This window comes from Microbacterium sp. NPDC056003, from assembly GCF_042274785.1.
Lineage (GTDB): Bacteria > Actinomycetota > Actinomycetes > Actinomycetales > Microbacteriaceae > Microbacterium.
This window is the reverse complement of the sequence record NZ_JBHJXQ010000001.1, coordinates 686,035-708,295: the sequence shown is the minus strand read 5'-3', so window position 1 is coordinate 708,295 and position 22,261 is coordinate 686,035. Positions and strand designations below refer to the sequence as shown.

The following is a 22,261-nucleotide window of genomic DNA, read 5'->3' as shown; positions in this document are numbered from 1 at the left end:
GACCGTCACGTGGTTGGCACTCACGTTGCGTGAGTGCCAGCGCATCCCTAGACTTGAAGTAAGCACTCTCACCATCAGAGTGCTAACGAGTCTTCAGTCTCAAGGAAAGAAGAGGTAGACCGTGTCGGTTTCCATCAAGCCGCTCGAGGACCGCATCGTCATCAAGCAGGTCGAGGCCGAGCAGACCACCGCGAGTGGCCTCGTCATCCCCGACACTGCCAAGGAGAAGCCGCAGGAGGGCGAAGTCGTCGCCGTCGGCCCCGGCCGCATCGACGACAACGGCAACCGTGTTCCGCTCGACGTCGCCGTCGGTGACCGCGTGCTCTACAGCAAGTACGGCGGAACCGAGGTCAAGTTCGGCGCCGACGAGTTCCTCGTCCTGTCTGCTCGCGACGTCCTGGCTGTCGTCGTCCGCTGACATCGCGTACATCGCACAGACGAGAGGGTCGGATGCTTCGGCATCCGGCCCTCTCGTCTTTCCGTGTGACAGCCGCGGGTGGCAGGAATCCGCCGGAGGTCGGCAGGCCGGCGTGGGCGCCCGACCCGCGCAGCGGACCGGGCGCGATCCGTGCGGGCATAGGCTGAATCGGTGAGCCACGAGTCGTCGTCCCCGTCCGGTCGCGACGTGGCGGAGCCGCTCGACGACTCGACCGCGCTCGACCTCGGCGTCACGACCGGCAGCCACGGCATCGCCGCCGCCGCAGCCCGCGAACGCACGCTCGGCGGCGCCTACGCCCTGGGCGCGTACGCGCTGTGGGGCTTCCTTCCCCTGTACTTCCTGCTCCTCGCGCCCACCGGGCCGTGGGAGCTCGTCGCTTGGCGCATCCTGCTCTCGCTCGTCTTCTGCGCGTTGCTGCTCACGGTCACCCGCACGTGGCCCCGCCTTGTGGCGATCATGCGGCAGCCCCGGCTGCTCGGACTGACGGCGCTCGCCGGCGCCCTGATCTACGTCAACTGGCAGGTGTTCATCTACGGCGCCCTGACCGGGCACGTCATCGAGACCAGCCTGGGCTACTTCATCAACCCGATCGCCACGGTCCTGCTGGCGGTGCTGGTGCTGCGGGAGCGACTGCGGCCCACCCAGTGGGTGGCGATCGGCATCGCGGCGGGGGCCGTGCTGGTCATCGTGCTGGGCTACGGGTCCTTCCCGTGGATCGCTCTCGTGCTCGCGGCATCCTTCGGCACCTATGGGCTCGTCAAGAAGAAGGTCGGCCCGTCCGTCGACGCGGTGAGCGGGCTCACCCTCGAGACGATGTGGCTCACGCCGATCGCCGCCGTGATCCTCGTCATCGTCGGCGTCACCGGCGGACTCACCATGGGAGCGTACGGCTGGGAGCACGCCGTGCTCCTCAGCCTCACCGGCGTCGTCACCGCCGTGCCGCTGCTGCTGTTCGCGGCCGGCGCCCGGCGCGTCTCGCTCACCACGATCGGCCTGCTGCAGTTCGTCGCGCCGGTGATGCAGTTCCTCTCGGGTTGGCTCGTGCTCGGCGAGCCCATGCCGCTCGAGCGCTGGATCGGCTTCGGGCTCGTGTGGCTCGCGCTGATCATCCTGACGGTCGACTCCGTGCTCTACGCACGCCGCGTGCGCGCAGTGCGCTGACCGCCCGATCTGATCGTGGCGAGCCGGTGGGCTCAGCGGACCAGGCGCGCGATGGCCTGGGTGGCCTCGGTGATCTTGGCGTCGGCCTCAGCGCCGCCCAGCCGCGCGGCGTCCACCACGCAGTGACGGAGGTGGTCGTCGAGCAGGCCGACGGCGACCGCCTCGAGCGCGCTCGTCAGGGCGCTGATCTGCGTGAGGATGTCGATGCAGTACTTCTCGTCCTCGACCATCTTGTGGATGCCGCGGGCCTGGCCCTCGATGCGACGCAGACGGTTGAGGTACTTGTCCTTGTCGGTGATGTAGCCGTGGTGCGCGTGGTCGGCGGCGGCGACGGTCTCGATCGTGTCAGGCGTGGTGTTCACGGTGCACCTCCGGATGCGGGGCGGGGCGGGTGGAGTCGAGGGGAGCGGATGCCGCGGCGGCACTCGCGCGGCTGCGGAACGACCGCAGCCGCAGGCTGTTGCCGACGACGAAGACGCTGGACAGTGCCATCGCCCCGCCGGCGATCATCGGGTTCAGGAGTCCGAGTGCGGCCAGCGGGATCGCGGCCACGTTGTAGGCGAACGCCCAGAACAGGTTGACCTTGATCGTGCCGAGCGTCGCGCGTGACAGGCGGATCGCGTCGGCGGCGCTGCGCAGGTCGCCGCGCACGAGGGTGAGGTCGGACGCCTCGATCGCGGCATCCGTCCCCGTGCCCATGGCCAGCCCGAGGTCGGCCTGCGCGAGGGCGGCGGCGTCATTCACGCCGTCGCCCACCATCGCGACGACGCGCCCCTCGCCCTGCAGCTGTGCGACGACGGCCACCTTGTCGTGCGGCAGAACCTCGGCGATCACCTGGTCGATGCCGACCTCGTCGGCGACCGAGCGGGCGACGGCGGCGTTGTCTCCGGTGAGCAGCACGGTGCGCAGTCCGAGCGCACGCAGCTGCGAGACGGCTTCCCGGCTGGTCGGCTTCACCTCGTCGGCCACGACGAGCACGCCGTGCACCTCGGCATCCCAGGCGACGAGCACCGCGGTGCGTCCTCCCGCCTCCGCCGCGCGCTTCGCAGCCCCGAGTTCAGCCGGCAGCTTCAGCGCCCAGTCGGCGAGCAGAGCCTCGCGTCCGACGATGACCGCGCGCCCGTCGACGACACCCGTCACGCCCTTGCCGGGAACGCTCTGGAACGACTCGACGGCCGGGAGGTCGCCCGCTTCGGCACGCGCGTCGCGGGCGATGGCCTGGGCGATCGGATGCTCGGAGGCATCCTCGAGGGCTCCGGCCACCCGCAGGATCTCGGCGCGGCCGACCCCCTCCGCCACGGCCACGTCGACGAGCGCCATGCGACCCTTCGTGACGGTGCCGGTCTTGTCGAGCACGACGGTGTCGACCGAGCGGGTCGACTCCAGCACCTCGGGACCCTTGATGAGGATGCCGAGCTGGGCGCCGCGTCCGGTGCCGACGAGCAGGGCAGTGGGGGTCGCGAGGCCGAGCGCGCAGGGGCACGCGATGATCAGCACCGCGACGGCCGCCGTGAAGGCCATGGCGGCGTCGTAGCCGAGTGCCAGCCAGGTGACGAGCGTCGCGATCGCGATCAGCAGCACGATCGGCACGAAGATCCCGGAGATGCGATCGGCGAGGCGCTGCACCTCGGCCTTGCCCGACTGCGCCTGCTCGACCAACCGCGCCATCTGCGCGAGCTGAGTGTCGTCGCCGACGCGTGTGGCACGGACGACCAGGCGACCGCCGGCGTTCACGGTCGCGCCCACCACTGCGTCGTCGGGGCCGACCTCGACCGGCACGGACTCGCCCGTGACCATCGATGCGTCGACGGCGGACGTCCCCGACGCGATGACGCCGTCGGTCGCGATCTTCTCGCCCGGGCGCACGACGAACTCCTCGCCGACGCGAAGGTCGGCGATCGGGATGCGGGCTTCCGAGACCGTGCCGTCGGCGCGTCGGCGCAGCACGGCGACATCTTTCGCGCCGATCTCGAGCAGGGCGCGCAGGGCGGCACCGGCCCGGCGCTTCGAGCGCACCTCGAAGTAGCGCCCGGCGAGCACGAACATCGTGACCCCCGCGGCGACCTCCAGGTAGATGTCACCCGCACCGTCGCCCGGCTGGACGGTCCACTCGAAGGCGTGGGTCATGCCGGGCATGCCGGCATCACCGAAGAACAGCGCGTAGAGCGACCACAGGAACGCGGCCGACACGCCCAGCGAGATGAGGGTGTCCATCGTCGCGGCGCCGTGCCGGAGATTGATCCACGCCGCACGGTGGAACGGCCAGGCACCCCAGACGACGACGGGCGCGGCCAGAGCGAGCGATGCCCACTGCCAGTACGTGAACTGGAGGGCGGGGATCATCGAGAGGAGGATCACCGGAACGGCGAGCACGATCGACCCGATGAGCCGCTGGCGCAGGGTCAGCAGCTCGGTGTCGGGCAGGTCGTGATCGCGACCATCGTCGTCGGCCGCCGGCGGGGCCGGGAGCACGGCGGTGTAGCCCGTCCTCTCGACCTCCTCGATGAGGGTCTGCGGATCGAGCGTGGCGGGGCCGCTCACCGTCGCCTTCTCCGTCGCGTAGTTGACGGATGCCTCGACCCCCTCGAGGCGGTTCAGTCGCTTCTCGATCCGGGAGGCGCAGGACGCGCAGGTCATCCCGCCGATCTCGAGCTCGATGCGCGCACCCGCCGGGGGCAGCGCTGCGGAGGTCATCAGGCGCGCGCCGCCTCGTAGCCGGCCTCATCGACGGCGGCGAGCACGTCGACGTCGGACAGCGGGGCGGTGGAGTCGATCACGAGGCTGCCCGATGCGGCGTCGACGGCGACCGTCTCGACGCCGGCGATCTTCGACACCTCGGTGCGCACGGCGGACTCGCAGTGGCCGCACGTCATGCCGGTCACGGTGTACGCGGTCGTCTGAGTCATCTTGGAATGCCTTTCGCTGAGCGGAAGAAATACCCCAGAGGGGTACAACTCGATCCAGTTTATACCGGTGTGGGGTATTCGAGCGCCGTCCGCGGATTTGCGCTCGCATATCGCACCGCGGCCGACGTCCACGATGCGTTACACATCGTTAACGAATGGCAACATTGCGGAGCGCTCCGGATGGTTAGGTTAGGGACACTGGGTCGGCCCCCGAGCCTTCCCGTCGTTCATCCACAGCAAGGAGCAACATGAGCGTCTTCACCCGCTCGCGCAAGTCCGCCCTCGCAGGCGTTGTTGCGCTCGCCGGCGCCAGCGCCCTCGTCCTCGCCGGCTGCGCCGGTGGCGGAACCGGAGGAGGAGAGACCAGCGCCCCTCCCACCGAGGAGCGCGACCTCACCCTCAAGATCGGCACGATCCTGCCCCAGACGGGCAACCTGTCGTTCCTCGGCCCGCCCGAGGAGGCCGGTGTCGGTCTCGCCGCCGCAGACGTCAATGAAGCGTCGGGCGACACGGGCCTCACGATCGACGACATCGTCTGGGGTGACTCCGGCGACACCGACAACAAGGCGTACGCGACCACCATCCAGACCCTGATCTCCGAGGGCGTCTCCGCCGCGATCGGCGCCGCGTCGTCGGGCGTGACGAAGCTCTTCCTCGACGACGCCGTCGCCTCGGGCATGATCGTCTTCTCTCCGGCCAACACGTCGCTCGACTTCACCACGTGGGACGACGACGGCCTCTACTGGCGCACGGCTCCGTCCGACACCCTCCAGGGCGAGGTGCTCGGCAACGTCGTGGCCGAGGACGGCCACGAGAACGTCGCGGTCCTGTACCTCAACGACTCGTACGGCACCGGCCTCAACGCGGTCTTCCAGGAGACCTTCACGGGCGCCGGCGGCACGGTCGTCGAGGAGCAGTCCTACAACACCGGTGACACCTCGTTCGACGCGCAGATCAGCGCGCTGATGGCCTCGAACCCCGACGCCATCGTGCTGATCACGTTCGACGAGATCTTCACCATCGGCCCGGCGCTGCTGTCCGCGGGTTACCCCGCCGAGCAGCTGTACCTCGTCGACGGCAACCTGAAGAACTTCGGTGCCGACGCCAAGTGGCCGGCCGACATCAGCATGGAGGGCGCGAAGGGCACCACGCCCGCCGGCCCGATCGAGGCTGACACCACCTTCCAGGAGCGCCTCAACGAGTGGTGGACGGGTGAGGGCAACAGCGAGCTGACCGACTTCTCGTACGCCAACGAGTCGTACGACGCTGTCGTCCTGCTCGCTCTCGCGTCGCTCGCTGCGAACTCCACGGACCCGGCCGACATCGCCGGAAAGCTCCAGGAGGTCTCGGGCGGTTCCGGTGAGGGCGAGAAGTGCGACAACTACGCCGACTGCGCCGAGATCATCCTCGGTGGCGGCGTGGCCGACTACGACGGCTTCTCCGGCCCGATCACGTTCGATGAGAACGGCGACCCGACCGAGGCCACGGTCGGCGTCTTCCAGTACGGCGCGGACAACAACTTCACGCGCATCGGCTGAGTCGATTCCATAACGCGAGAGGGCCCCGGAGCGATCCGGGGCCCTCTCCCGTGCGCGGCGCGGCGGTGTGCGCGGGCTCACCTGTCACAAATGGCCGGGCCACGCGGCGCGTCGTGACAGGTGAGCACAGGCGTCGCGAGTGCGGAGCGCCGTCGAGCGCGCGCGGCGGGACGAGACGCGCCAGCGAGCGCGGGGGGACGCGACCCGCGGTCAGCGGGCGCGGCGGGACGGCGCCGCCACGGCCGCGCGCACGGCTTCCACCAGTGCAGGACGCACGGCATCGGGGGTGAAGCCGCCGGCGACCGAACGCGCGTGCGCGGCCAGTTCGGCGCGGCGAGCGTCGTCACGCAGCAGTGCGATCACGGCGTCGGCGAGTCCGTCGAGGTCGCCGGGTGCGACGAGCACACCGGCGTCACCGACCGCCTCCCGCGGCCCGTACCGGGCGTCGAACGACACGACGGGCACTCCACGCGCGAGCGCCTCGGCGATCGCGAGGCCCTGGCCCTCGAACGCCGTCGACACCAGGAACAGCGCCGCACGGTCGAACTCCCCGTCGGGGTCGTCGGTCGCGCCGTGCACCTTCACCGACTCGCCGAGCCCGAGCTCGTCCACCAGGCTGCGCAGGTCCTCGCGGAGCGGCCCGTCGCCGTAGATGTCGAGCCGCGCGTCGGGCACGGCCGCAGCCACGCGCACCCATGCACGGATCGCCAGGTCGACGCGCTTCTGGTCGGCGAGGCGGTTCATCATCACGACGCGGCGAGGGTCGCGGGATGCCGCGTCCGGCGGCTCCTCGCCGAGGTCGATGGTGTTCGGCACGACGTGGAAGGTGCCGGGGTCGCCGAAGCGCGCGGCGATCTCGTCGCGCTGCGCCCGGGTCGGCCAGACCACGGCGTCGTAGCGGTCGAGGGTCTCGAGCCACCGCTTCCACAGCCCGGTGACCGGGGCGTCCGGGTCGTCGTACGGCTCGGGAAGGTGCGAGTTGTGCACGGTGTGCACGATGCGCACGCCCGGGTCGTCCCAGTCGACGAGCGCCTCGCCGATCTGCCGTGACTCGCAGATCACCACGAGCAGACGGTCCGGGGCGCCGGCGGCCGCGCGTCGCTGGTCGGCGAGGTGCGTGAGCCACGCGATGTAGAGCGCGCGGAACCCGCGGAGCCAGCGGTGACCCCCCGGCGTCGGCACGACGATCGGCGCATCAGCCAGGTGCCACAGCGGGTCCTCGAGCACCGGGAGCGACAGCACGGTGCGGCCCGCGGCATCCGTCACCTCACGACGCGCGCCCTCCGGAACCTCCCCCTCCGCGGGCTGGGCATAGGGCCACAGCCACGACGGGTCGGCGACGAGGTCGTCGAAGAGGTTGCGCGCCGAGGCCGCCGTCTCGAGGAGCCCGGCGTCGACGAACGTCTGCCGCTGTGCCGCGTGCACGTCGGGCGACGCTGCGTCGACGCTCAGCATCAGCGGGTCATGCGCACCGGCGGACGCGAGCAGCCGCAGGCGCCGCGGCACCGCCACGGCGAATCCGCCGTCGAGCCCGAGCGCGATCCGGCTGCCGAGGAGCAGATAGTCCGCGTCGGGCAGCCCGGCGGCGCCGGTCACTCCCACTCGATGGTCCCCGGGGGCTTCGACGTCACGTCGAGCACCACGCGGTTCACCTCGCGCACCTCGTTGGTGATGCGGTTGGAGATCTTCGAGAGGACGTCGTACGGCAGACGCGTCCAGTCGGCCGTCATGGCGTCTTCGCTCGACACCGGGCGCAGCACGATCGGGTGGCCGTACGTGCGGCCGTCGCCCTGCACGCCGACCGAACGCACGTCGGCCAGCAGCACGACCGGGCACTGCCAGATCTCGCCGTCGAGGCCGGCCTTCGTCAGCTCCTCGCGGGCGATGGCGTCGGCGTCACGCAGAATCTCGAGCCGGTCAGCGGTGACCTCACCCACGATCCGGATGCCGAGGCCGGGGCCCGGAAAGGGCTGGCGCGCGACGATCGCCTCGGGAAGACCCAGCTCGCGGCCGATGGCGCGCACCTCGTCCTTGAACAGGGTGCGCAGGGGCTCGACGAGCTCGAACTGCAGGTCTTCGGGGAGCCCGCCGACGTTGTGGTGGGACTTGATGTTCGCCGTGCCGGTGCCGCCGCCGGACTCGACGACGTCGGGGTACAGGGTGCCCTGCACGAGGAAGCGGATCGGCTTGCCGTCGGCCGCGGCCTCCGCCACGAGCGCGCGCTCGGCGGCCTCGAAGGAGCGGATGAACTCGCGGCCGATGATCTTGCGCTTCTGCTCGGGGTCACTGACGCCCGCGAGGGCATCGAGGAACTGCTCGCGCGCGTCGATCGTGATGAGGCGCACGCCGGTCGAGGCGACGTAGTCGTTCTCGACCTGCTCGCGCTCGCCCTTCCGCAGCAGCCCGTGATCGACGAAGATCGCGGTCAGCTGGTCGCCGACGGCCTTGTGCACCAGGGCGGTGGAGACCGCGGAGTCGACGCCGCCCGACAGTGCGGAGATGACGCGGCCCGAGCCGATCTGCGCCCGGATACGCTCGACCTGCTCGGCGATGACGTTGCCGCTGTTCCAGTCCGCGGGCAGGCCCGCTGCCTTGTGCAGGAAGTTCTCGATGACCTGCTGGCCGTGGTCGGAGTGCTTCACCTCGGGGTGCCACTGCACGCCGTAGAGGCGCTTCTCGTCGCTGCCGAACGCCGCGACCGGCGTGGCCGACGTCGAGGCCAGCACGTCGAAGCCCTCGGGTGCGCGCGACACCTGGTCGCCGTGGCTCATCCACACGTTCTGGTCGACGGGCTGGCCGCCCAGCAGCACGCCCCCATCGCCTGTGACCGCGGCATCCGTCGCTCCGTACTCGCGCAGACCGGTGTTGGCCACCTCGCCGCCGAGCGCCTGGGCCATGACCTGGAAGCCGTAGCAGATGCCGAGCGTGGGAACGCCGAGGTCGAAGACGCCCGAGTCGAGCGACGGGGCGCCGTCTTCGTACACCGACGAGGGGCCGCCGGAGAGGATGATGCCCACCGGGTTCTTCGCCGCGATCTCGTCGGCCGACGCCGTGTGCGGGACGATCTCGCTGTACACGCCGGCCTCGCGCACGCGGCGCGCGATGAGCTGGGCGTACTGCGCCCCGAAGTCGACGACCAGGACGGGACGCTGGGAGGTTTCAGTCTGCTCGGTCAACGCTGGTTCTCCGTGGGGATCGCGTGGGTGAGGGTCGAGTGCTCGGCGCCGGAGTGCAGCTCGGCCTGTTCGCGCTCGGTGAGGTACTGCTTGACCTCGCGTGCGACGCGCGCCTCCATGAAGAAGGAGAGCAGGGGCACGATGCCGCCGGCCGCGAGCATGGCCAGGCGCAGGAGGTTCCAGCGCATCAGGCTCCACACGCGGAAGCAGGAGATGAGGTAGACGACGTAGAACCAGCCGTGGGCGACGAGGATGCCGAGCGACAGGTTGAACCCGTCGCCGGTCGACTCCGACCCCTCGGGGCCTTCGACCACGGGCGCCCACCAGAGGAAGCCGCCGGATCCGCCGAGGAAGAGCTCGAGGCTGAACGCGTACTTCATGACCATCTCGCCGACCAGCAGCAGCAGCATCGTACCGGTGATGATCGAGCAGATCTGGTAGAACTTCAGGGCTCCGCGGATCGCCGGAAAGGTAGCGAGCTTCGGGGGGCGGGGCATGGACCCAGTCTACCCGCGTGATTCCGCGGCGCCGTCCGGCATTGCGGCCGGCCGGGCCGCGGCATCCGCTTCGTCGTGGTCGTCCTCGAAGTCCTCGAGCTCCTTCTCCCACGCGTCCTTCGCGAGGCGGTACCAGAGGTAGAACGCGAAGCCCGCGAAGATCGCCCACTCCACCGCGTAGAAGATGTTGAGCCAGTTGACGTTCGACGACTCGTCCGGCGCAGGCGACGCGATGTCGACGAGCGGCGCGGGAGCCTTCTCCGACGCCAGGTACGGGCGGTACACGTCCACGCCCTCGACGTCGGTCCACTGGCCGAGGAGAGCGGCCGGCGACATGCGGGTCATCGTCTGAGGGTCGGCGTCGGCGGGCGGCGGCACGGGTCCCTCGTCCGAGATGAGCCGCCCGGTCACCGTCTCGGGCGTCTTGACGGGGGAGGAGGTGGCCGCATCGAGTGCACGGACGGCGTCCTGCGCCTCGTCGAGCGTCGGCGCCCAGCCGAGCGCCACAGCGAGCGAGGTCGGCTCGTCGGTTCCCGCGAGCCGCAGCTGGCCGGTGACCCAGTACCCCTCGACGTCGTCGTTGAAGCGGGACGACACGATGAGGAAGTTCCCCGGCATCCAGAACCCGTCGACGCTCACACGCTGGCCGACCAGCGGCTCGGGGAGGTACGCGCCCGGCTCAGCCACCTCGGCGATCGGGCGGACCACCTCGGTCGCGCCGGCGGGCGGAGGGTCGGTGTCGATCGCGCGGCTCAGCTGCCATTGGCCGAGCCACGCGAACACGCCCGCGACGACGAGGCAGAGCAGCAGCATCCCGATCCATTGCGGACGCAGCATGACCTCGCGCAGGGTCGGCGGGAAGACATCGGGAAGGGATGCCGCGGCCGACACTCGCGCAGGGAGCGAGTCGCCGGGCGCGGCGTCGGCTTCGGTGCTCTCCGTCGCGGCGCGCTCGTCCGACGACCCGGGGTCGGGCTCGGTCATCCGGCGCTGTAGGGCGCGACGACGACCTCGACCCGCTGGAACTCCTTGAGGTCGGAGTAGCCGGTCGTGGCCATCGACTTGCGCAGCGCCCCGATGAGGTTCGCGGTGCCGTCGGCGACGGGCGCGGGTCCGTACAGGATCTCCTCGAGCGAGGCGACCTGGTCGACCTTCACGCGGCGGCCGCGCGGCAGCTTGGCGTGGTGCGCCTCGGGCCCCCAGTGGAAGCCCTTGCCGGGGGCATCCGTCGCCCGCGCCAGCGCGACGCCGAGCATGACGGCGTCCGCGCCCATTGCGAGCGCCTTGACGATGTCGCCCGAGGTTCCGACGCCGCCGTCGGCGATGACGTGCACGTACCGGCCGCCCGACTCGTCGAGGTAGTCGCGGCGCGCGCCGGCGACGTCGGCGACCGCGGTCGCCATCGGCGCGTGCAGACCGAGGGTCGCGCGAGTGGTGGATGCCGCGCCCCCGCCGAATCCGACGAGCACGCCCGCCGCGCCGGTGCGCATGAGGTGCAGGGCGGCGGTGTAGGTGGCGGCGCCGCCGACGATCACGGGGACGTCGAGGTCGTAGATGAACTTCTTGAGGTTCAGCGGCTGGTCGACCGACGAGACGTGCTCGGCCGACACCGTGGTGCCGCGGATCACGAAGAGGTCGACGCCGGCGGCGACGACGGTCTCGTAGAGCTCCTGGGTGCGCTGCGGCGTGAGCGCGCCCGCGACGGTGACGCCCGCGGCGCGGATCTCTGCGAGGCGGTCGCGCACGAGCTCCGGCTTGATCGGCTCGGAGTACAGCTCCTGCATGCGGCGGGTCGCGGCCGCCTTCTCGAGCCCGGCGATCTCGGCGAGGAGCGGAGCGGGGTCGTCATATCGGGTCCAGAGGCCCTCGAGATCGAGCACGCCGAGGCCGCCGAGCTGGCCGAGCATGATCGCGGTCTGGGGGCTGACGACGGAGTCCATGGGGGCGCCGAGCACCGGGATGTCGAAGCTGAACGCGTCGATCGTCCACGTGGTGGAGACGTCCTCGGGGTTTCGGGTGCGCCGCGACGGCACGACCGCGATGTCGTCGAACGTGTACGCGCGGCGAGCGCGCTTGGCGCGGCCGAGTTCGATGTCCATGCTCACGCCCTCAGCCTACCCGCCGGGCTTCTTGCGGCCTCATCCCGCTCAGCGGTCGCGGGCGACACGGGCCTCGTCCCAGACCGGCGCATCCGACTCGAACACGCGTCCGTCGGCCCCGAAGACGAGGAACCGGTCGAACGACTTCGCCAGCCAGCGGTCGTGCGTCACCGCGAGCACCGTGCCCTCGAACCGGGCGAGCGCGTCTTGCAGGGCCTCGGCCGAGACGAGGTCGAGGTTGTCGGTCGGCTCATCCAGCAGCAGCAGCGTGGCGCCGGAGAGCTCGAGCAGGAGGATCTGGAACCGCGCCTGCTGCCCGCCCGACAGGCTGTCGAACGTCTGCTCGGCCTGGCCGACGAGCCCGTACCGGTCGAGGGCGCTGCTCGCGGCATCCCGCGGCAGTCCTGCGCGGGCATCCTCACCGCGGTGGAGGATGTCGAGAAGGGAGCGGCCGGTGAACTCGGGATGCCGGTGGGTCTGCGCGAACCAGCCGGGCACCACGCGGGCGCCGAGCACCGCACGGCCGGTGTGGTCGACGAGCGGAAGCCCCGCCCCGGTCGTCGTCAGGTGCCCGAGGCGTCCGTCGGGGTCGGTGCCACCGCGAGCGAGCAGCCGCAGGAAGTGCGACTTGCCCGAGCCGTTGGAGCCGAGCACCGCGACGCGGTCGCCGAACCAGACCTCAAGGTCGAAGGGCTTCATCAGGCCCGTGAGTTCGAGCTGCTCCGCCACCACTGCGCGCCGGCCGGTGCGGGCGCCGCGCAGTCGCAGCACCAGGTCCTGCTCGGGCGGGCGCTCCTGCGGCGGGCCGGCCTCTTCGAACTTGCGCAGTCGTGTCTGGGCCGCGCGGTAGCGCGACGTGAAGGAATCGTTCGCCGTCGCCTTCACCTTGAGCGTCGCCACGAGCGCCTTGAGCTTCACGTGCTGCTCGTCCCACCGGCGGCGCAGCTCGTCGAGGCGGGCCATGCGGTCGTCGCGTGCGCGGTGGTACGTGCCGAACCCGCCGCCGTGCACCCACGCGGTGCTGCCGGCGCCCCCTGCCTCGAGCGTCACGATGCGATCGGCCGCCCGGGCGAGCAGCTCGCGGTCGTGCGAGACGAGCAGCACGGTCTTGGTCGTTTCGCGCAGCTTCGCCTCGAGCCAGCGCTTGCCGGGCACGTCGAGGTAGTTGTCGGGCTCGTCGAGCAGGAGCACCTGGTCGGGTCCGCGCAGCAGCGCCTCGAGGGCGAGCCGCTTCTGCTCACCGCCCGAGAGCGTGGTCAGCTCGCGGAAGCGTGCGCGGGAGAACGGAATGCCGAGCGCCGCGATGGTGCAGGTGTCCCATACCGTCTCGTACTCGTAGCCGCCGGCCTCGGCGTAGTCGGCCAAGGCGCTGGCGTAACGCATCTGGGTGTCGAGGTCGTCGTGCTCGATGATCGCCGCCTCGGAGTCCTCGAGTTCGCGGGCAGCGCGTCGCACCCGGTCGGGCGCGACGGAGATCAACAGGTCGTGCACGGTCTGCCCGGCCTCGTCGTGACCCACGAACTGGTCCATGACGCCGAGACCGCCGTCGATCGAGACGACGCCCGAGAGCGGAGGCGTCTCGCCCCGAACGATGCGCAGCAGCGTCGTCTTGCCGGCGCCGTTCTGACCGATGAGAGCCGTCGTCGAGCCCTCGCCGACGCGGAACGAGACCTCGTCGAGGAGCGGCCGCCCGTCGGGGAGCGCGTACGAGACGGCGGCGATGTCGATGTACCCCACGGTGGTTCCCTGTCTGCTCCGTGCGGCATGCGTCGCCGTCCGGGGAGCCGATCAGCCTATCCGGCCCTCGGCCGTCGAGCGAACGAACGAGCCGGAACGCTCAGCACCCGCGAGCGAGTGCCGTCGCCCCACGCTCGACGGTGGGCACGCTCACGCGGCGGGAGCCGCGTACCGCCCCGACTTGATCGCCCGCTCGCGCGCCTTCGCCGCCTCGACCTCGCGGTTCTTCGGAGGGGCGACCGCGACGAGGTCGTCGAGCAGGTGCTGCGTGACGTGGGCGATCTCATGCACGGCGCGGTCGAACGCCTCCTGGTTGGCCTTCGACGGCTTCGTCGTGCCCGCGATCTTGCGCACGTACTGGAGTGCCGCGGCGTGCACTTCGTCGGACGTCGCCGCGGGCTCGAAGTTGTGGAGAGTGTGGATGTTCCGGCACATGGCCCCGACGATACGCCGGGCTCCCGACCAGGTCGAGATCGGTCAGTCGGGGTCCGTGCCCCGCAGCAGCCGCGTGAGAAGGCCGTCCAGCAGGAACAGCAGGAATGCCCACGAGCCGATCCACGGGGCGGTCACGACGACGAGGGCGCCGATGATGACGGCGCTGAGCGCGCCACGGCCGTAGGCGGCGGCATCCGCTCCGCTGAGATCCGGCAGCATCACCTCGCGGTTGCGGACGGCCCACTGCCACTGCAGCCAGCCGAAGAGGATCGCGAGGAAGAAGGTGAGCGGCATCGCCAGGCGCGCGGCGAGGAACTCGGAGTACTCGGTCGTCAGGTTGGTCGCGAAGGGCACGAGCACGATGAAGAGCAGTCGCCCGTTGTTGAGCCACACCATCGTGGCGTCCACGCGCGCGACGTGCTCGAACTGCTGCACGTGCACCATCCACAGCAGGCACAGCAGCACGAAGCTGAGCGCGAAGTTGGTGATCAGCAGCGACATGTCGCCGAGCGCCGCCCACATCTCGCCGTCGGACTCCACCTCGCCCAGCGAGTGCGTGGTGAGATCGAGCACGAGGAGCGTGGCCGCGATGGCGAAGACGCCGTCGGTGAAGGCCTCCAGACGCGTGGTGCGCTGGGTCGCCGCCGGGTGACGCCGCTGCCTGATCACGGCATCAGGGTAGCGACCGCGCCGCATCCCGGCGAGTGTCACGGTCGTGTGCCGGCGAGACGACGTACCTGCGACGAGACGTCGTGCGTGCAACGCTGTCTCGTCACCGATGCGATGTCTCGCCGACCGGCTCAGGGCGTGAAGGATGGGAGTATGAGCGAGCGCATTCCCTTCGTCGTGATCGGTGCCGGCGCGATGGGCCTGGCTACCACGTGGCAGCTGGCCCGGGGTGGCCATCGCGTCATCGCCCTCGAGCAGTTCGAGCGCGGACACACCCGCGGCGCCTCGCACGGCGCCACCCGCAACTTCAACAACGCCTACGGCGAGGAGCACTACCTCGACCTGCTCGCCGCGGCGCGCACCGGCTGGGACGACCTCGCTCGCGCGACCGGCGAACCGCTGCTGCGGCTGCACGGCCTCGTCACCCACGGCGACGACGCGCTCGTCGCCCACGTGCACCAGGCGCTGACGGCGCGTGGCGAACGGGCCGAGCTGCTCTCGGAGAGGGAGGCGGCGCAGCGCTGGGCGGGCATGCGGTTCGCGGGCGACGTGCTGCTGACGGAGGATGCGGGGGTCGTGCGCGCCGACGCCGCCCTGCGCACGCTCGAAGAGGCGGCGCGCGCGCACGGCGCCGACGTGCGCTTCGGTCACGCCGTCGTCGATGTCGCGGAGCACCCGGACGGCGTGACCGTGACGGTCGAGTCGGGCGGCGAACGCTACGTACTGCGCGCTGACACGGTCATCGTCACCGCCGGGGCGTGGACCAGCCGCCTGCTCCCGGCGGGGTTCCCGCTGCCGCGCCTCACCGTCACGGAGGAGAGCCCCGCCCACGTCGCGCCGCGTTCCCCGGGCGACGCGTGGCCGTCGTTCAACCACTTCCTCGGCGGAAGCGGCGCAGCCGGGCACGCTCCGCACCCGGGACAGACCTACGGCATGCCGACGCCCGGCGAAGGCGTTAAGGTGGGGTTCCACCACGTCGGCCCCGTCGTCGATCCGGACCTCCGCTCGTTTCAGCCGACGCCCGAGCTCGCGCGCGGCCTCGAGGACTACGTGCGTGACTGGTTCCCCGGTCTCGATCCGGCATCGGCAGAGCCCATCAGCTGCACGTACACCTCGACCGACACAGAGGACTTCGTGCTCGACCGCCGCGGACGCATCGTCGTCGGCGCGGGGTTCTCGGGCCACGGCTTCAAGTTCACGCCGGCCGTCGGCGGCGTGCTCGCGCATCTCGCCGTCGACGACACCGTGCAGGCGGCGGCGCCGTTCCGGATCGACCGCTGAGAACAGAAGAGCGGATGCCGCAGCATCCGCTCTCCTGTTCCCTCACTCGACGCCCGGCGAGACGGCGTTCTCGCGGCGAGACGTCGCGCGTGGCCATCAAAGGACGGCGAGACGGCGTATTTGCGACGAGACGACGTTCCAGTGGCGCTGTCTCGTCGCGAATGCGCTGTCTCGGCTTGCCCGCTGCTGCGCGAGCTCGCCCTGCTCAGCGCTTGTAGTTCGGCGCCTCGACGACGATCTGCACGTCGTGCGGGTGCGACTCCTTGAGTCCGGCGGCCGTGATGCGCACGAACTTGCCCTTGGCCTTGAGCTCTTCGACGGTGCGGGCGCCGACGTAGAACATCGACTGGCGCAGGCCGCCGACGAGCTGGTAGGCGACGGCGGAGACCGGTCCGCGGTACGCGACCTGGCCCTCGATGCCCTCGGGGATGAGCTTGTCGTCGCTGGGCACGTCGGCCTGGAAGTAGCGGTCCTTCGAGTAGGAGGTCTTCTTGCCGCGGGTCTGGAGGGCGCCGAGCGAGCCCATGCCGCGGTACATCTTGAACTGCTTGCCGCCCTGGAAGACGATCTCGCCCGGCGACTCGTCGGTGCCCGCCAGGAGCGAGCCGAGCATGACGGTGTCGGCGCCCGCGACCAGGGCCTTGGCGATGTCGCCGGAGTACTGCAGGCCGCCGTCGGCGATGATCGGGATGCCGGCCTCGCGCGCGGCGAGGTACGCCTCGTAGATCGCGGTGACCTGGGGGACGCCCACACCCGCGACGACGCGCGTCGTGCAGATGGAGCCCGGCCCGACGCCCACCTTCACGGCGTCGACGCCGGCGTCGATGAGCGCCTGCGCGCCCTCGCGGGTCGCGACGTTGCCGCCGATGACGTCGATGTGCTCGAACGAGGCGTCGGCCTTGATCCGGCGGACCATGTCGATGACGCCGGCGGACTGGCCGTTGGCGGTGTCGACGACGATGACGTCCACCCCGGCGTCGCGCAGCGCCTCGGCACGCTCCCACGCGTCGCCGAAGAACCCGATGGCCGCTCCGACACGCAGGCGGCCCTGCTCGTCCTTGGTCGCCAGGGGATACTTCTCGCTCTTGTCGAAGTCCTTGATGGTGATGAGGCCCGCGAGCGTGCCGTCCTCCTCGAGCAGCGGCAGCTTCTCGACGCGGTGCTGCGCGAACAGCGCGATGACCTCGCCGGCGCTGATGCCGACCCGGCCGGTGACGAGGTTCTCGCTCGTCATGACGTCGCGCACCTTCGTCGTCTGCCGCTCGAAGCCCGACACGAAGCGCATGTCGCGGTTGGTGACGATGCCCACCAGGCGGTTATCGGCGTCGACGACCGGGAGCCCCGAGATGCGGTACTGGGCGCAGAGGGAGTCGACCTCTTCGATGGTCGCGTCGGGCGTCGTGGTGATCGGGTCGGTGATCATGCCCGACTCGCTGCGCTTGACGCGGTCGACCATCGAGGCCTGCTCCTGGATGGACAGGTTGCGGTGGATGATGCCGATCCCGCCCTCGCGTGCGATCGCGATCGCGAGTCGCGCCTCGGTCACCGTGTCCATCGCCGCCGAGAGCAGGGGCGTGGCCACCGTGATGCGGCGGGTCACACGCGACGACGTGTCGGCCTCGCTCGGGATCACGTCGGTGTGTCCTGGCAGAAGCAGGACATCGTCGTAGGTCAGTCCGACGAAGCCGAAGGGGTCGTTGTGCTCCATGGTCCTCCTGCGCTCGCGGCGCGTTTCTCAGGTGGTCGACGACGGCCGGTGCGCGGGAACGCTCCGTACCCGATTCTAAGCGCCGACCGGAGCCATTTGTTCCCGCGCGACCGGACAGTGAGGGCGGCGACGGTCGCCGCCGCCGAGCGCCTTGGCTGGACCAATTCCGATCCGGTCACAGGTGGGTCGGAGTAACTAGGGGAAATGCGGCCGACACATTACAGTCGTACCGTCGTTCATCACGGCCGATGCGACCCGGGCCTCGGTTGTGCATCGTGCTGAACTGGAGGTTCTGTGGGTCCTACGACTGTGGCCACGAGGGGTTACCCCCGCTGGGTCGTCGTGCTCGTCGGAGTGCTGATGGCAGGAGCAATGCTGTTCCTCGCCTCGCCGTCCGGCGCGCACGCTTCTGCAACTGCACCGGACACCCCTGGGGGTGATCAGGAGCAGACCGACTTCTACTTCGGCGGAGTCATCACGTTCGACGGCGAGCCCGTCCCCGACGTGGTGATCTCGGTCGAAGGCGGCGGCTTCGACGCAGAGACGATCACCGACGTCGACGGCAAATGGCGTCTGTACGTTCCCGAGAAGGACGAGTACACCCTCGTCGTCGATGAGGACACCCTCCCTGATGGGGTCATCGTCGACCCCGCTCAGCTGCCCGAGGGCATGCAGCCGAACTCGGGGACCACGGCGGAGTTCGACGTGGAGTTCGGGGCGACCGGCACGAAGATCGTGAACCTCTTCCTCGGCGAGGGCGAGCGCGTCACGACGTCGTTCTGGGATCAGTTCAGCGAGCGCCTGATCAACGGCATCAACTTCGGTCTGCTGCTGGCGCTCGCCGCGGTCGGCGTCTCGCTCATCTTCGGTACGACGGGCCTCACGAACTTCGCGCACGCGGAGATGCTGACCTTCGGCGCCGTGATCGCGCTGGTGTTCGGGGTGAACTTCGCGATCCCGATGTGGATCACGATCCCGATCGTCGTCGTCGCCGGTGCGGCACTCGGCTGGGCACTCGACGCAGGCCTCTGGCGGCCGCTCAGGCGAAAGGGCCTCGGTCTCGTCCAGCTGATGATCGTCAGCATCGGTCTGTCGCTCGCGATCCGCTACACGTACCAGTTCTTCATCGGCGGCGGCACGTACCAGCTGCCGGGCGCCGGCGCACCGCGCGACATCCGGCTCGGCCCGATCGCCGTGTCGTGGATCGACCTGGTCTCGATGGGCATCTCGATCGTCCTCCTCCTCGCCGTCGCGTACTGGCTGCTGCGCACCCGCATCGGCAAGGCGACGCGAGCGATCTCCGACAACCCCGGCCTCGCCGCGGCCTCGGGCATCAACGTCGACCGCGTCATCCGCATCGTCTGGATCCTGTCGGCATCGCTCGCCGCCGTCGCCGGTGTGCTGTGGGCCTACTTCCGCCCCGGTGTGAAGTGGGACATGGGCGTGCAGGTGCTCCTGCTCATCTTCGCCGCCGTGACGCTCGGTGGCCTGGGAACCGCGTTCGGCGCCCTCATCGGCGCGCTGATCGTCGGCATCCTGGTCGAGCTGTCGACGCTTCTCGGCATCCCGCCGGACATGAAGTACGTCGGCGCGCTGGCGGTCCTGATCATCATTCTCCTGGTGAGGCCGCAGGGTCTCCTGGGTCGTAAAGAGAGGCTTGGCTAGGCCATGGATTGGGGACAGATTCTCAACAACACGGCTTACTGGCTGTTCAGCCCCGAGACGATCGCGTACGCCCTCGCGGCGACCGGTCTCGCGGTGCACTTCGGCTACGCGGGCCTGCTCAACTTCGGTATGGCGGGCTTCATGGCGCTCGGGGCCTACGGCTACGCGATCTCGATCCTCACCTTCGGGTGGCCCTGGTGGGTGGGCATCATCGTCGGATGCCTGGCCTCAGTGGTCTTCGCGATCATCCTCGGTATCCCTACGCTGCGCCTGCGCGCCGACTATCTCGCCATCGTGACCATCGCGGCGGCCGAGATCGTGCGACTGGCCCTCACGACGCAGCTCTTCGACGAGTGGACCAACTCGGCAGACGGCCTCGGTGGGTACCACGCCGGGTTCCGCGCGGCGAACCCGTTCCCGGAGGGCACGTACGGCTTCGGCCCATGGACGTGGACGGCGGACCAGCTGTGGGTGCGCGTGTTCGGCGCCATCCTTCTGGCGATCGCCGTCTACCTCGTCTGGGCGCTCATGCGCAGCCCGTGGGGCCGCGTGCTCAAGGGCATCCGCGAGGACGAAGACGCCGTGCGCTCGCTCGGAAAGAACGTCTTCGCCTACAAGATGCAGGCCCTGATCATCGGTGGCATCTTCGGTGCGCTGGGCGGCGTGGTCTTCGCGCTCCCGTCGGCCGTCGTCCCCGCCACCTACACCACCTCGCTCACGTTCTTCATCTGGACGATCCTCCTGCTCGGCGGTGCGGCGACCGTGTTCGGTCCCGTCGTCGGCTCGGTGATCTTCTGGGTGATCATGGGCTTCCTGGGGAACGTCCTCCCCGCGCTGGCGAACTCGGGCATCCTGCCCATCTCGTCGGTGCAGGCGGGCACCCTGCGCTTCATCCTCGTCGGTGTCGCGCTCATGCTCATCGTGATCTTCCGCCCGCAGGGCATCTTCGGCAACAAGAGGGAGCTGACCTTTGTCAAGTAACAGCACGCCTCCGGAGCCCGTGACGCCGGACGGCGAAACGCCGCCGGCAGCAGGCTCCGCGCCCGCTGACACGGGCGCGGTCACCACCGCGACCGGCAGTGTCCGTCGTCCCAAGACGACCGGGCTCGCGAAGGGCGACGCCGCCCCCGGCGTCGCCAAGAACGACCCCATCATGGTCATCGACAACGTGACGCGCCGCTTCGGCGGCCTCACCGCCGTCGACGTCGAGCATCTGGAGATTCCGCGCGGGGCGATCACCGCCCTCATCGGACCCAACGGTGCCGGCAAGACGACGCTGTTCAACCTGCTCTGCGGCTTCGACAAGCCCAACTCGGGCACGTGGTCGTTCGACGGTACGAACCTGTCGGGCATCCCGTCGTTCAAGGTCGCCCGCATGGGCCAGGTCCGCACCTTCCAGCTGACGAAGGCGCTGTCGCTGCTCACCGTGCTCGAGAACATGAAGCTCGGTGCGACGTCGCAGAAGGGTGAGCGGCTCTGGGCCAGCATCATCCCCGCGATGTGGCGCAAGCAGGACGACGACAACGAAGAGAAGGCGATGGAGCTCCTCGCGCGCTTCAAGCTCGACGCCAAAGCAGAGGACTACGCGGCTTCGCTCTCGGGCGGACAGCGCAAGCTCCTCGAGATGGCTCGCGCCCTCATGAGCGACCCGACCCTCGTCATGCTCGACGAGCCCATGGCCGGCGTCAACCCGGCCCTGACCGAGTCGCTGCTCGACCACATCCTCGACCTCAAGGATCTCGGCATGACCGTGCTCTTCGTCGAGCACGACATGCACATGGTCCGCCACATCGCCGACTGGGTCGTCGTCATGGCCGAGGGTCGCGTCGTCGCCGAAGGCCCGCCCGAGACGGTGATGAACGACGCCGCGGTGATCGACGCCTACCTGGGCAGCCACCAGGACGTCGACCTCGGCGTCGTCACCGGCCGCGTGGCCGGCGAGCACAGCGCGGCCGAGGAAGAGCTGCTCGAGGAGATCAAGGAGGCCGAAGAGGCCTCGATCGCCGAGGCCGAGGAGGAGAAGAAGTGAGCAACACATCGAGTGCACCCTCGACCACCGGATCGGGTTCGTCCGAGGCCGCGCGCACCGACCGTGTCGTGGTCGAGGTGAAGGACCTGTACGCCGGCTACCTCCCGGGCATCAACATCATCCAGGGCGCGAACCTCGTCGCGCGCAAGGGCGAGCTCATCGGCATCATCGGCCCGAACGGTGCCGGCAAGTCGACGCTGCTGAAGGCGATCTTCGGCATGGTCAAGGTGCGCTCGGGCTCGATCACGGTGAACGGCGACGACGTCGTCGGGCTGAAGTCCGACAAGCTCGTCACCCGCGGCGTCGGCTTCGTGCCGCAGACGAACAACGTCTTCCCGTCGCTCAGCATCGAGGAGAACCTGCAGATGGGCCTGTACCAGGCTCCGAAGCAGTACGCCGAGCGTCTGGAGTTCGTCACGGGCATCTTCGCCGAGCTCGGCAAGCGCCTCAAGCAGCGCGCCGGCTCGCTCTCCGGTGGTGAGCGCCAGATGGTCGCGATGTCGCGGGCCCTCATGATGGACCCCGCGGTGCTGCTCCTCGACGAGCCCTCCGCCGGTCTGTCTCCCGTCCGTCAGGACGACGCCTTCATCCGCGTCTCCGACATCAACAAGGCCGGCGTGACGACGATCATGGTCGAGCAGAACGCCCGCCGCTGCCTGCAGATCTGCGACCGCGGCTACGTCCTCGACCAGGGCCGCGACGCCTACGAGGGCACGGGTCGCGACCTGCTGAACGACCCGAAGGTCATCGGCCTGTACCTCGGCACCCTCGGGACCGACGCAGCCTGACCTGAACAGGAACAAGAGAAGAGGGGGTGGCGCGGCCTCCGCGGGTCGCTGTCGCGGGGGCCGCCGGGGGACCGCCCGGGGCGGGGCGGGGGGCGGGGGGGACGGGTGCCGCCCCCCCGCGCCCCGCGCCGGC

At 70.1% G+C, this 22,261-nt stretch carries 20 protein-coding genes; 8 read left to right on the top strand and 12 right to left on the bottom strand.

All coding sequences use genetic code 11. The features are described from left to right. Nucleotides 1-121 precede the first annotated feature (121 nt). Together groES and rarD are read left to right on the top strand one after the other, a co-directional pair. Nucleotides 122-418, top strand: a complete 297-nt coding sequence (gene groES / locus ACFC1W_RS03290; RefSeq protein ID WP_017203655.1) for a co-chaperone GroES — start codon at nt 122-124, stop codon at nt 416-418. Between the two features lie 270 nt (nt 419-688). Next, on the top strand, nt 689-1,600 hold the full coding sequence (gene rarD, locus ACFC1W_RS03285; protein ID WP_375991401.1) for an EamA family transporter RarD: 912 nt from the start codon (nt 689-691) through the stop codon (nt 1,598-1,600). 32 nt (nt 1,601-1,632) lie between these two features. Here rarD and ACFC1W_RS03280 read toward each other — a convergent pair whose 3' ends face one another. Genes ACFC1W_RS03280 through ACFC1W_RS03270 form a run of 3 tightly spaced genes read right to left on the bottom strand, consistent with a single transcriptional unit; the run spans nt 1,633 to nt 4,506 of the window. Beyond that, nucleotides 1,633-1,962 carry a metal-sensitive transcriptional regulator gene (locus ACFC1W_RS03280; protein WP_375988609.1) on the bottom strand — a complete coding sequence of 110 codons (330 nt, stop codon included), beginning with the start codon at nt 1,960-1,962 and terminating at the stop codon, nt 1,633-1,635. After that, complete coding sequence (locus ACFC1W_RS03275) at nt 1,946-4,294, bottom strand: heavy metal translocating P-type ATPase (protein ID WP_375988607.1); 2,349 nt, start codon at nt 4,292-4,294, stop codon at nt 1,946-1,948. The genes ACFC1W_RS03280 and ACFC1W_RS03275 overlap by 17 nt, the downstream gene beginning before the upstream one ends. Beyond that, nucleotides 4,294-4,506, bottom strand: a complete 213-nt coding sequence (locus ACFC1W_RS03270; RefSeq protein WP_375988605.1) for a heavy-metal-associated domain-containing protein — start codon at nt 4,504-4,506, stop codon at nt 4,294-4,296. Before ACFC1W_RS03270 ends, ACFC1W_RS03275 begins: the two co-directional genes overlap by 1 nt. 248 nt (nt 4,507-4,754) lie before the next feature. Between ACFC1W_RS03270 and ACFC1W_RS03265 the strand changes: the two genes are divergently transcribed. Then, nucleotides 4,755-6,044, top strand: a complete 1,290-nt coding sequence (locus ACFC1W_RS03265; protein WP_375988603.1) for an ABC transporter substrate-binding protein — start codon at nt 4,755-4,757, stop codon at nt 6,042-6,044. A 210-nt stretch (nt 6,045-6,254) separates the two neighbouring features. Here the strand turns inward: ACFC1W_RS03265 and ACFC1W_RS03260 are convergent, their stop codons facing one another. From ACFC1W_RS03260 to ACFC1W_RS03225, 8 genes are all read right to left on the bottom strand, one after another. Then, nucleotides 6,255-7,640: a glycosyltransferase gene (locus tag ACFC1W_RS03260; protein ID WP_375988601.1), complete on the bottom strand. Its 1,386-nt coding sequence runs from the start codon at nt 7,638-7,640 to the stop codon at nt 6,255-6,257. Beyond that, nucleotides 7,637-9,220 (bottom strand): glutamine-hydrolyzing GMP synthase, encoded by a 1,584-nt coding sequence (gene guaA / locus ACFC1W_RS03255; protein ID WP_375988598.1) that lies wholly within the window; start codon nt 9,218-9,220, stop codon nt 7,637-7,639. Before guaA ends, ACFC1W_RS03260 begins: the two co-directional genes overlap by 4 nt. Beyond that, nucleotides 9,217-9,717, bottom strand: coding sequence for a DUF3817 domain-containing protein (locus ACFC1W_RS03250; RefSeq protein ID WP_375988596.1), 501 nt, complete (start codon nt 9,715-9,717; stop codon nt 9,217-9,219). Before ACFC1W_RS03250 ends, guaA begins: the two co-directional genes overlap by 4 nt. A 9-nt stretch (nt 9,718-9,726) precedes the next feature. Further along, on the bottom strand, nt 9,727-10,554 hold the full coding sequence (locus tag ACFC1W_RS03245; protein WP_375991398.1) for an SURF1 family protein: 828 nt from the start codon (nt 10,552-10,554) through the stop codon (nt 9,727-9,729). 143 nt (nt 10,555-10,697) lie between these two features. After that, nucleotides 10,698-11,816, bottom strand: a complete 1,119-nt coding sequence (locus tag ACFC1W_RS03240) for a GuaB3 family IMP dehydrogenase-related protein (protein WP_375991396.1) — start codon at nt 11,814-11,816, stop codon at nt 10,698-10,700. 48 nt (nt 11,817-11,864) lie between these two features. Next, complete coding sequence (locus ACFC1W_RS03235) at nt 11,865-13,553, bottom strand: ABC-F family ATP-binding cassette domain-containing protein (RefSeq protein WP_375988594.1); 1,689 nt, start codon at nt 13,551-13,553, stop codon at nt 11,865-11,867. A 150-nt stretch (nt 13,554-13,703) separates the two neighbouring features. Continuing rightward, nucleotides 13,704-13,988: a DUF2277 domain-containing protein gene (locus tag ACFC1W_RS03230; protein WP_191766027.1), complete on the bottom strand. Its 285-nt coding sequence runs from the start codon at nt 13,986-13,988 to the stop codon at nt 13,704-13,706. 42 nt (nt 13,989-14,030) lie between these two features. Beyond that, on the bottom strand, nt 14,031-14,657 hold the full coding sequence (locus ACFC1W_RS03225; protein ID WP_375988592.1) for a TMEM175 family protein: 627 nt from the start codon (nt 14,655-14,657) through the stop codon (nt 14,031-14,033). A 153-nt stretch (nt 14,658-14,810) separates the two neighbouring features. Here ACFC1W_RS03225 and ACFC1W_RS03220 point away from each other — a divergent pair, with 153 nt between their 5' ends. Next, complete coding sequence (locus tag ACFC1W_RS03220) at nt 14,811-15,938, top strand: FAD-dependent oxidoreductase (protein WP_375988589.1); 1,128 nt, start codon at nt 14,811-14,813, stop codon at nt 15,936-15,938. A 205-nt stretch (nt 15,939-16,143) separates the two neighbouring features. Here the strand turns inward: ACFC1W_RS03220 and guaB are convergent, their stop codons facing one another. Further along, nucleotides 16,144-17,646, bottom strand: coding sequence for an IMP dehydrogenase (gene guaB, locus ACFC1W_RS03215; protein ID WP_375988587.1), 1,503 nt, complete (start codon nt 17,644-17,646; stop codon nt 16,144-16,146). A gap of 360 nt (nt 17,647-18,006) precedes the next feature. Here guaB and ACFC1W_RS03210 point away from each other — a divergent pair, with 360 nt between their 5' ends. The 4 genes from ACFC1W_RS03210 (at nt 18,007) to ACFC1W_RS03195 (ending at nt 22,128) form a co-directional block, all read left to right on the top strand. Further along, entirely contained in the window at nt 18,007-19,311 is a 1,305-nt protein-coding gene (locus ACFC1W_RS03210) for a branched-chain amino acid ABC transporter permease (protein ID WP_375991394.1), read from the top strand. 3 nt (nt 19,312-19,314) lie between these two features. Then, nucleotides 19,315-20,292: a branched-chain amino acid ABC transporter permease gene (locus ACFC1W_RS03205; RefSeq protein WP_191766023.1), complete on the top strand. Its 978-nt coding sequence runs from the start codon at nt 19,315-19,317 to the stop codon at nt 20,290-20,292. Nucleotides 20,293-20,464: 172 nt separating this feature from the next. Then, a complete protein-coding gene (locus ACFC1W_RS03200; protein WP_241112803.1) occupies nt 20,465-21,340 on the top strand; it encodes an ABC transporter ATP-binding protein in 876 nt (291 codons plus the stop codon). After that, nucleotides 21,337-22,128, top strand: a complete 792-nt coding sequence (locus ACFC1W_RS03195) for an ABC transporter ATP-binding protein (protein WP_375988585.1) — start codon at nt 21,337-21,339, stop codon at nt 22,126-22,128. Before ACFC1W_RS03200 ends, ACFC1W_RS03195 begins: the two co-directional genes overlap by 4 nt. The last annotated feature ends 133 nt before the right edge of the window (nt 22,129-22,261 follow it).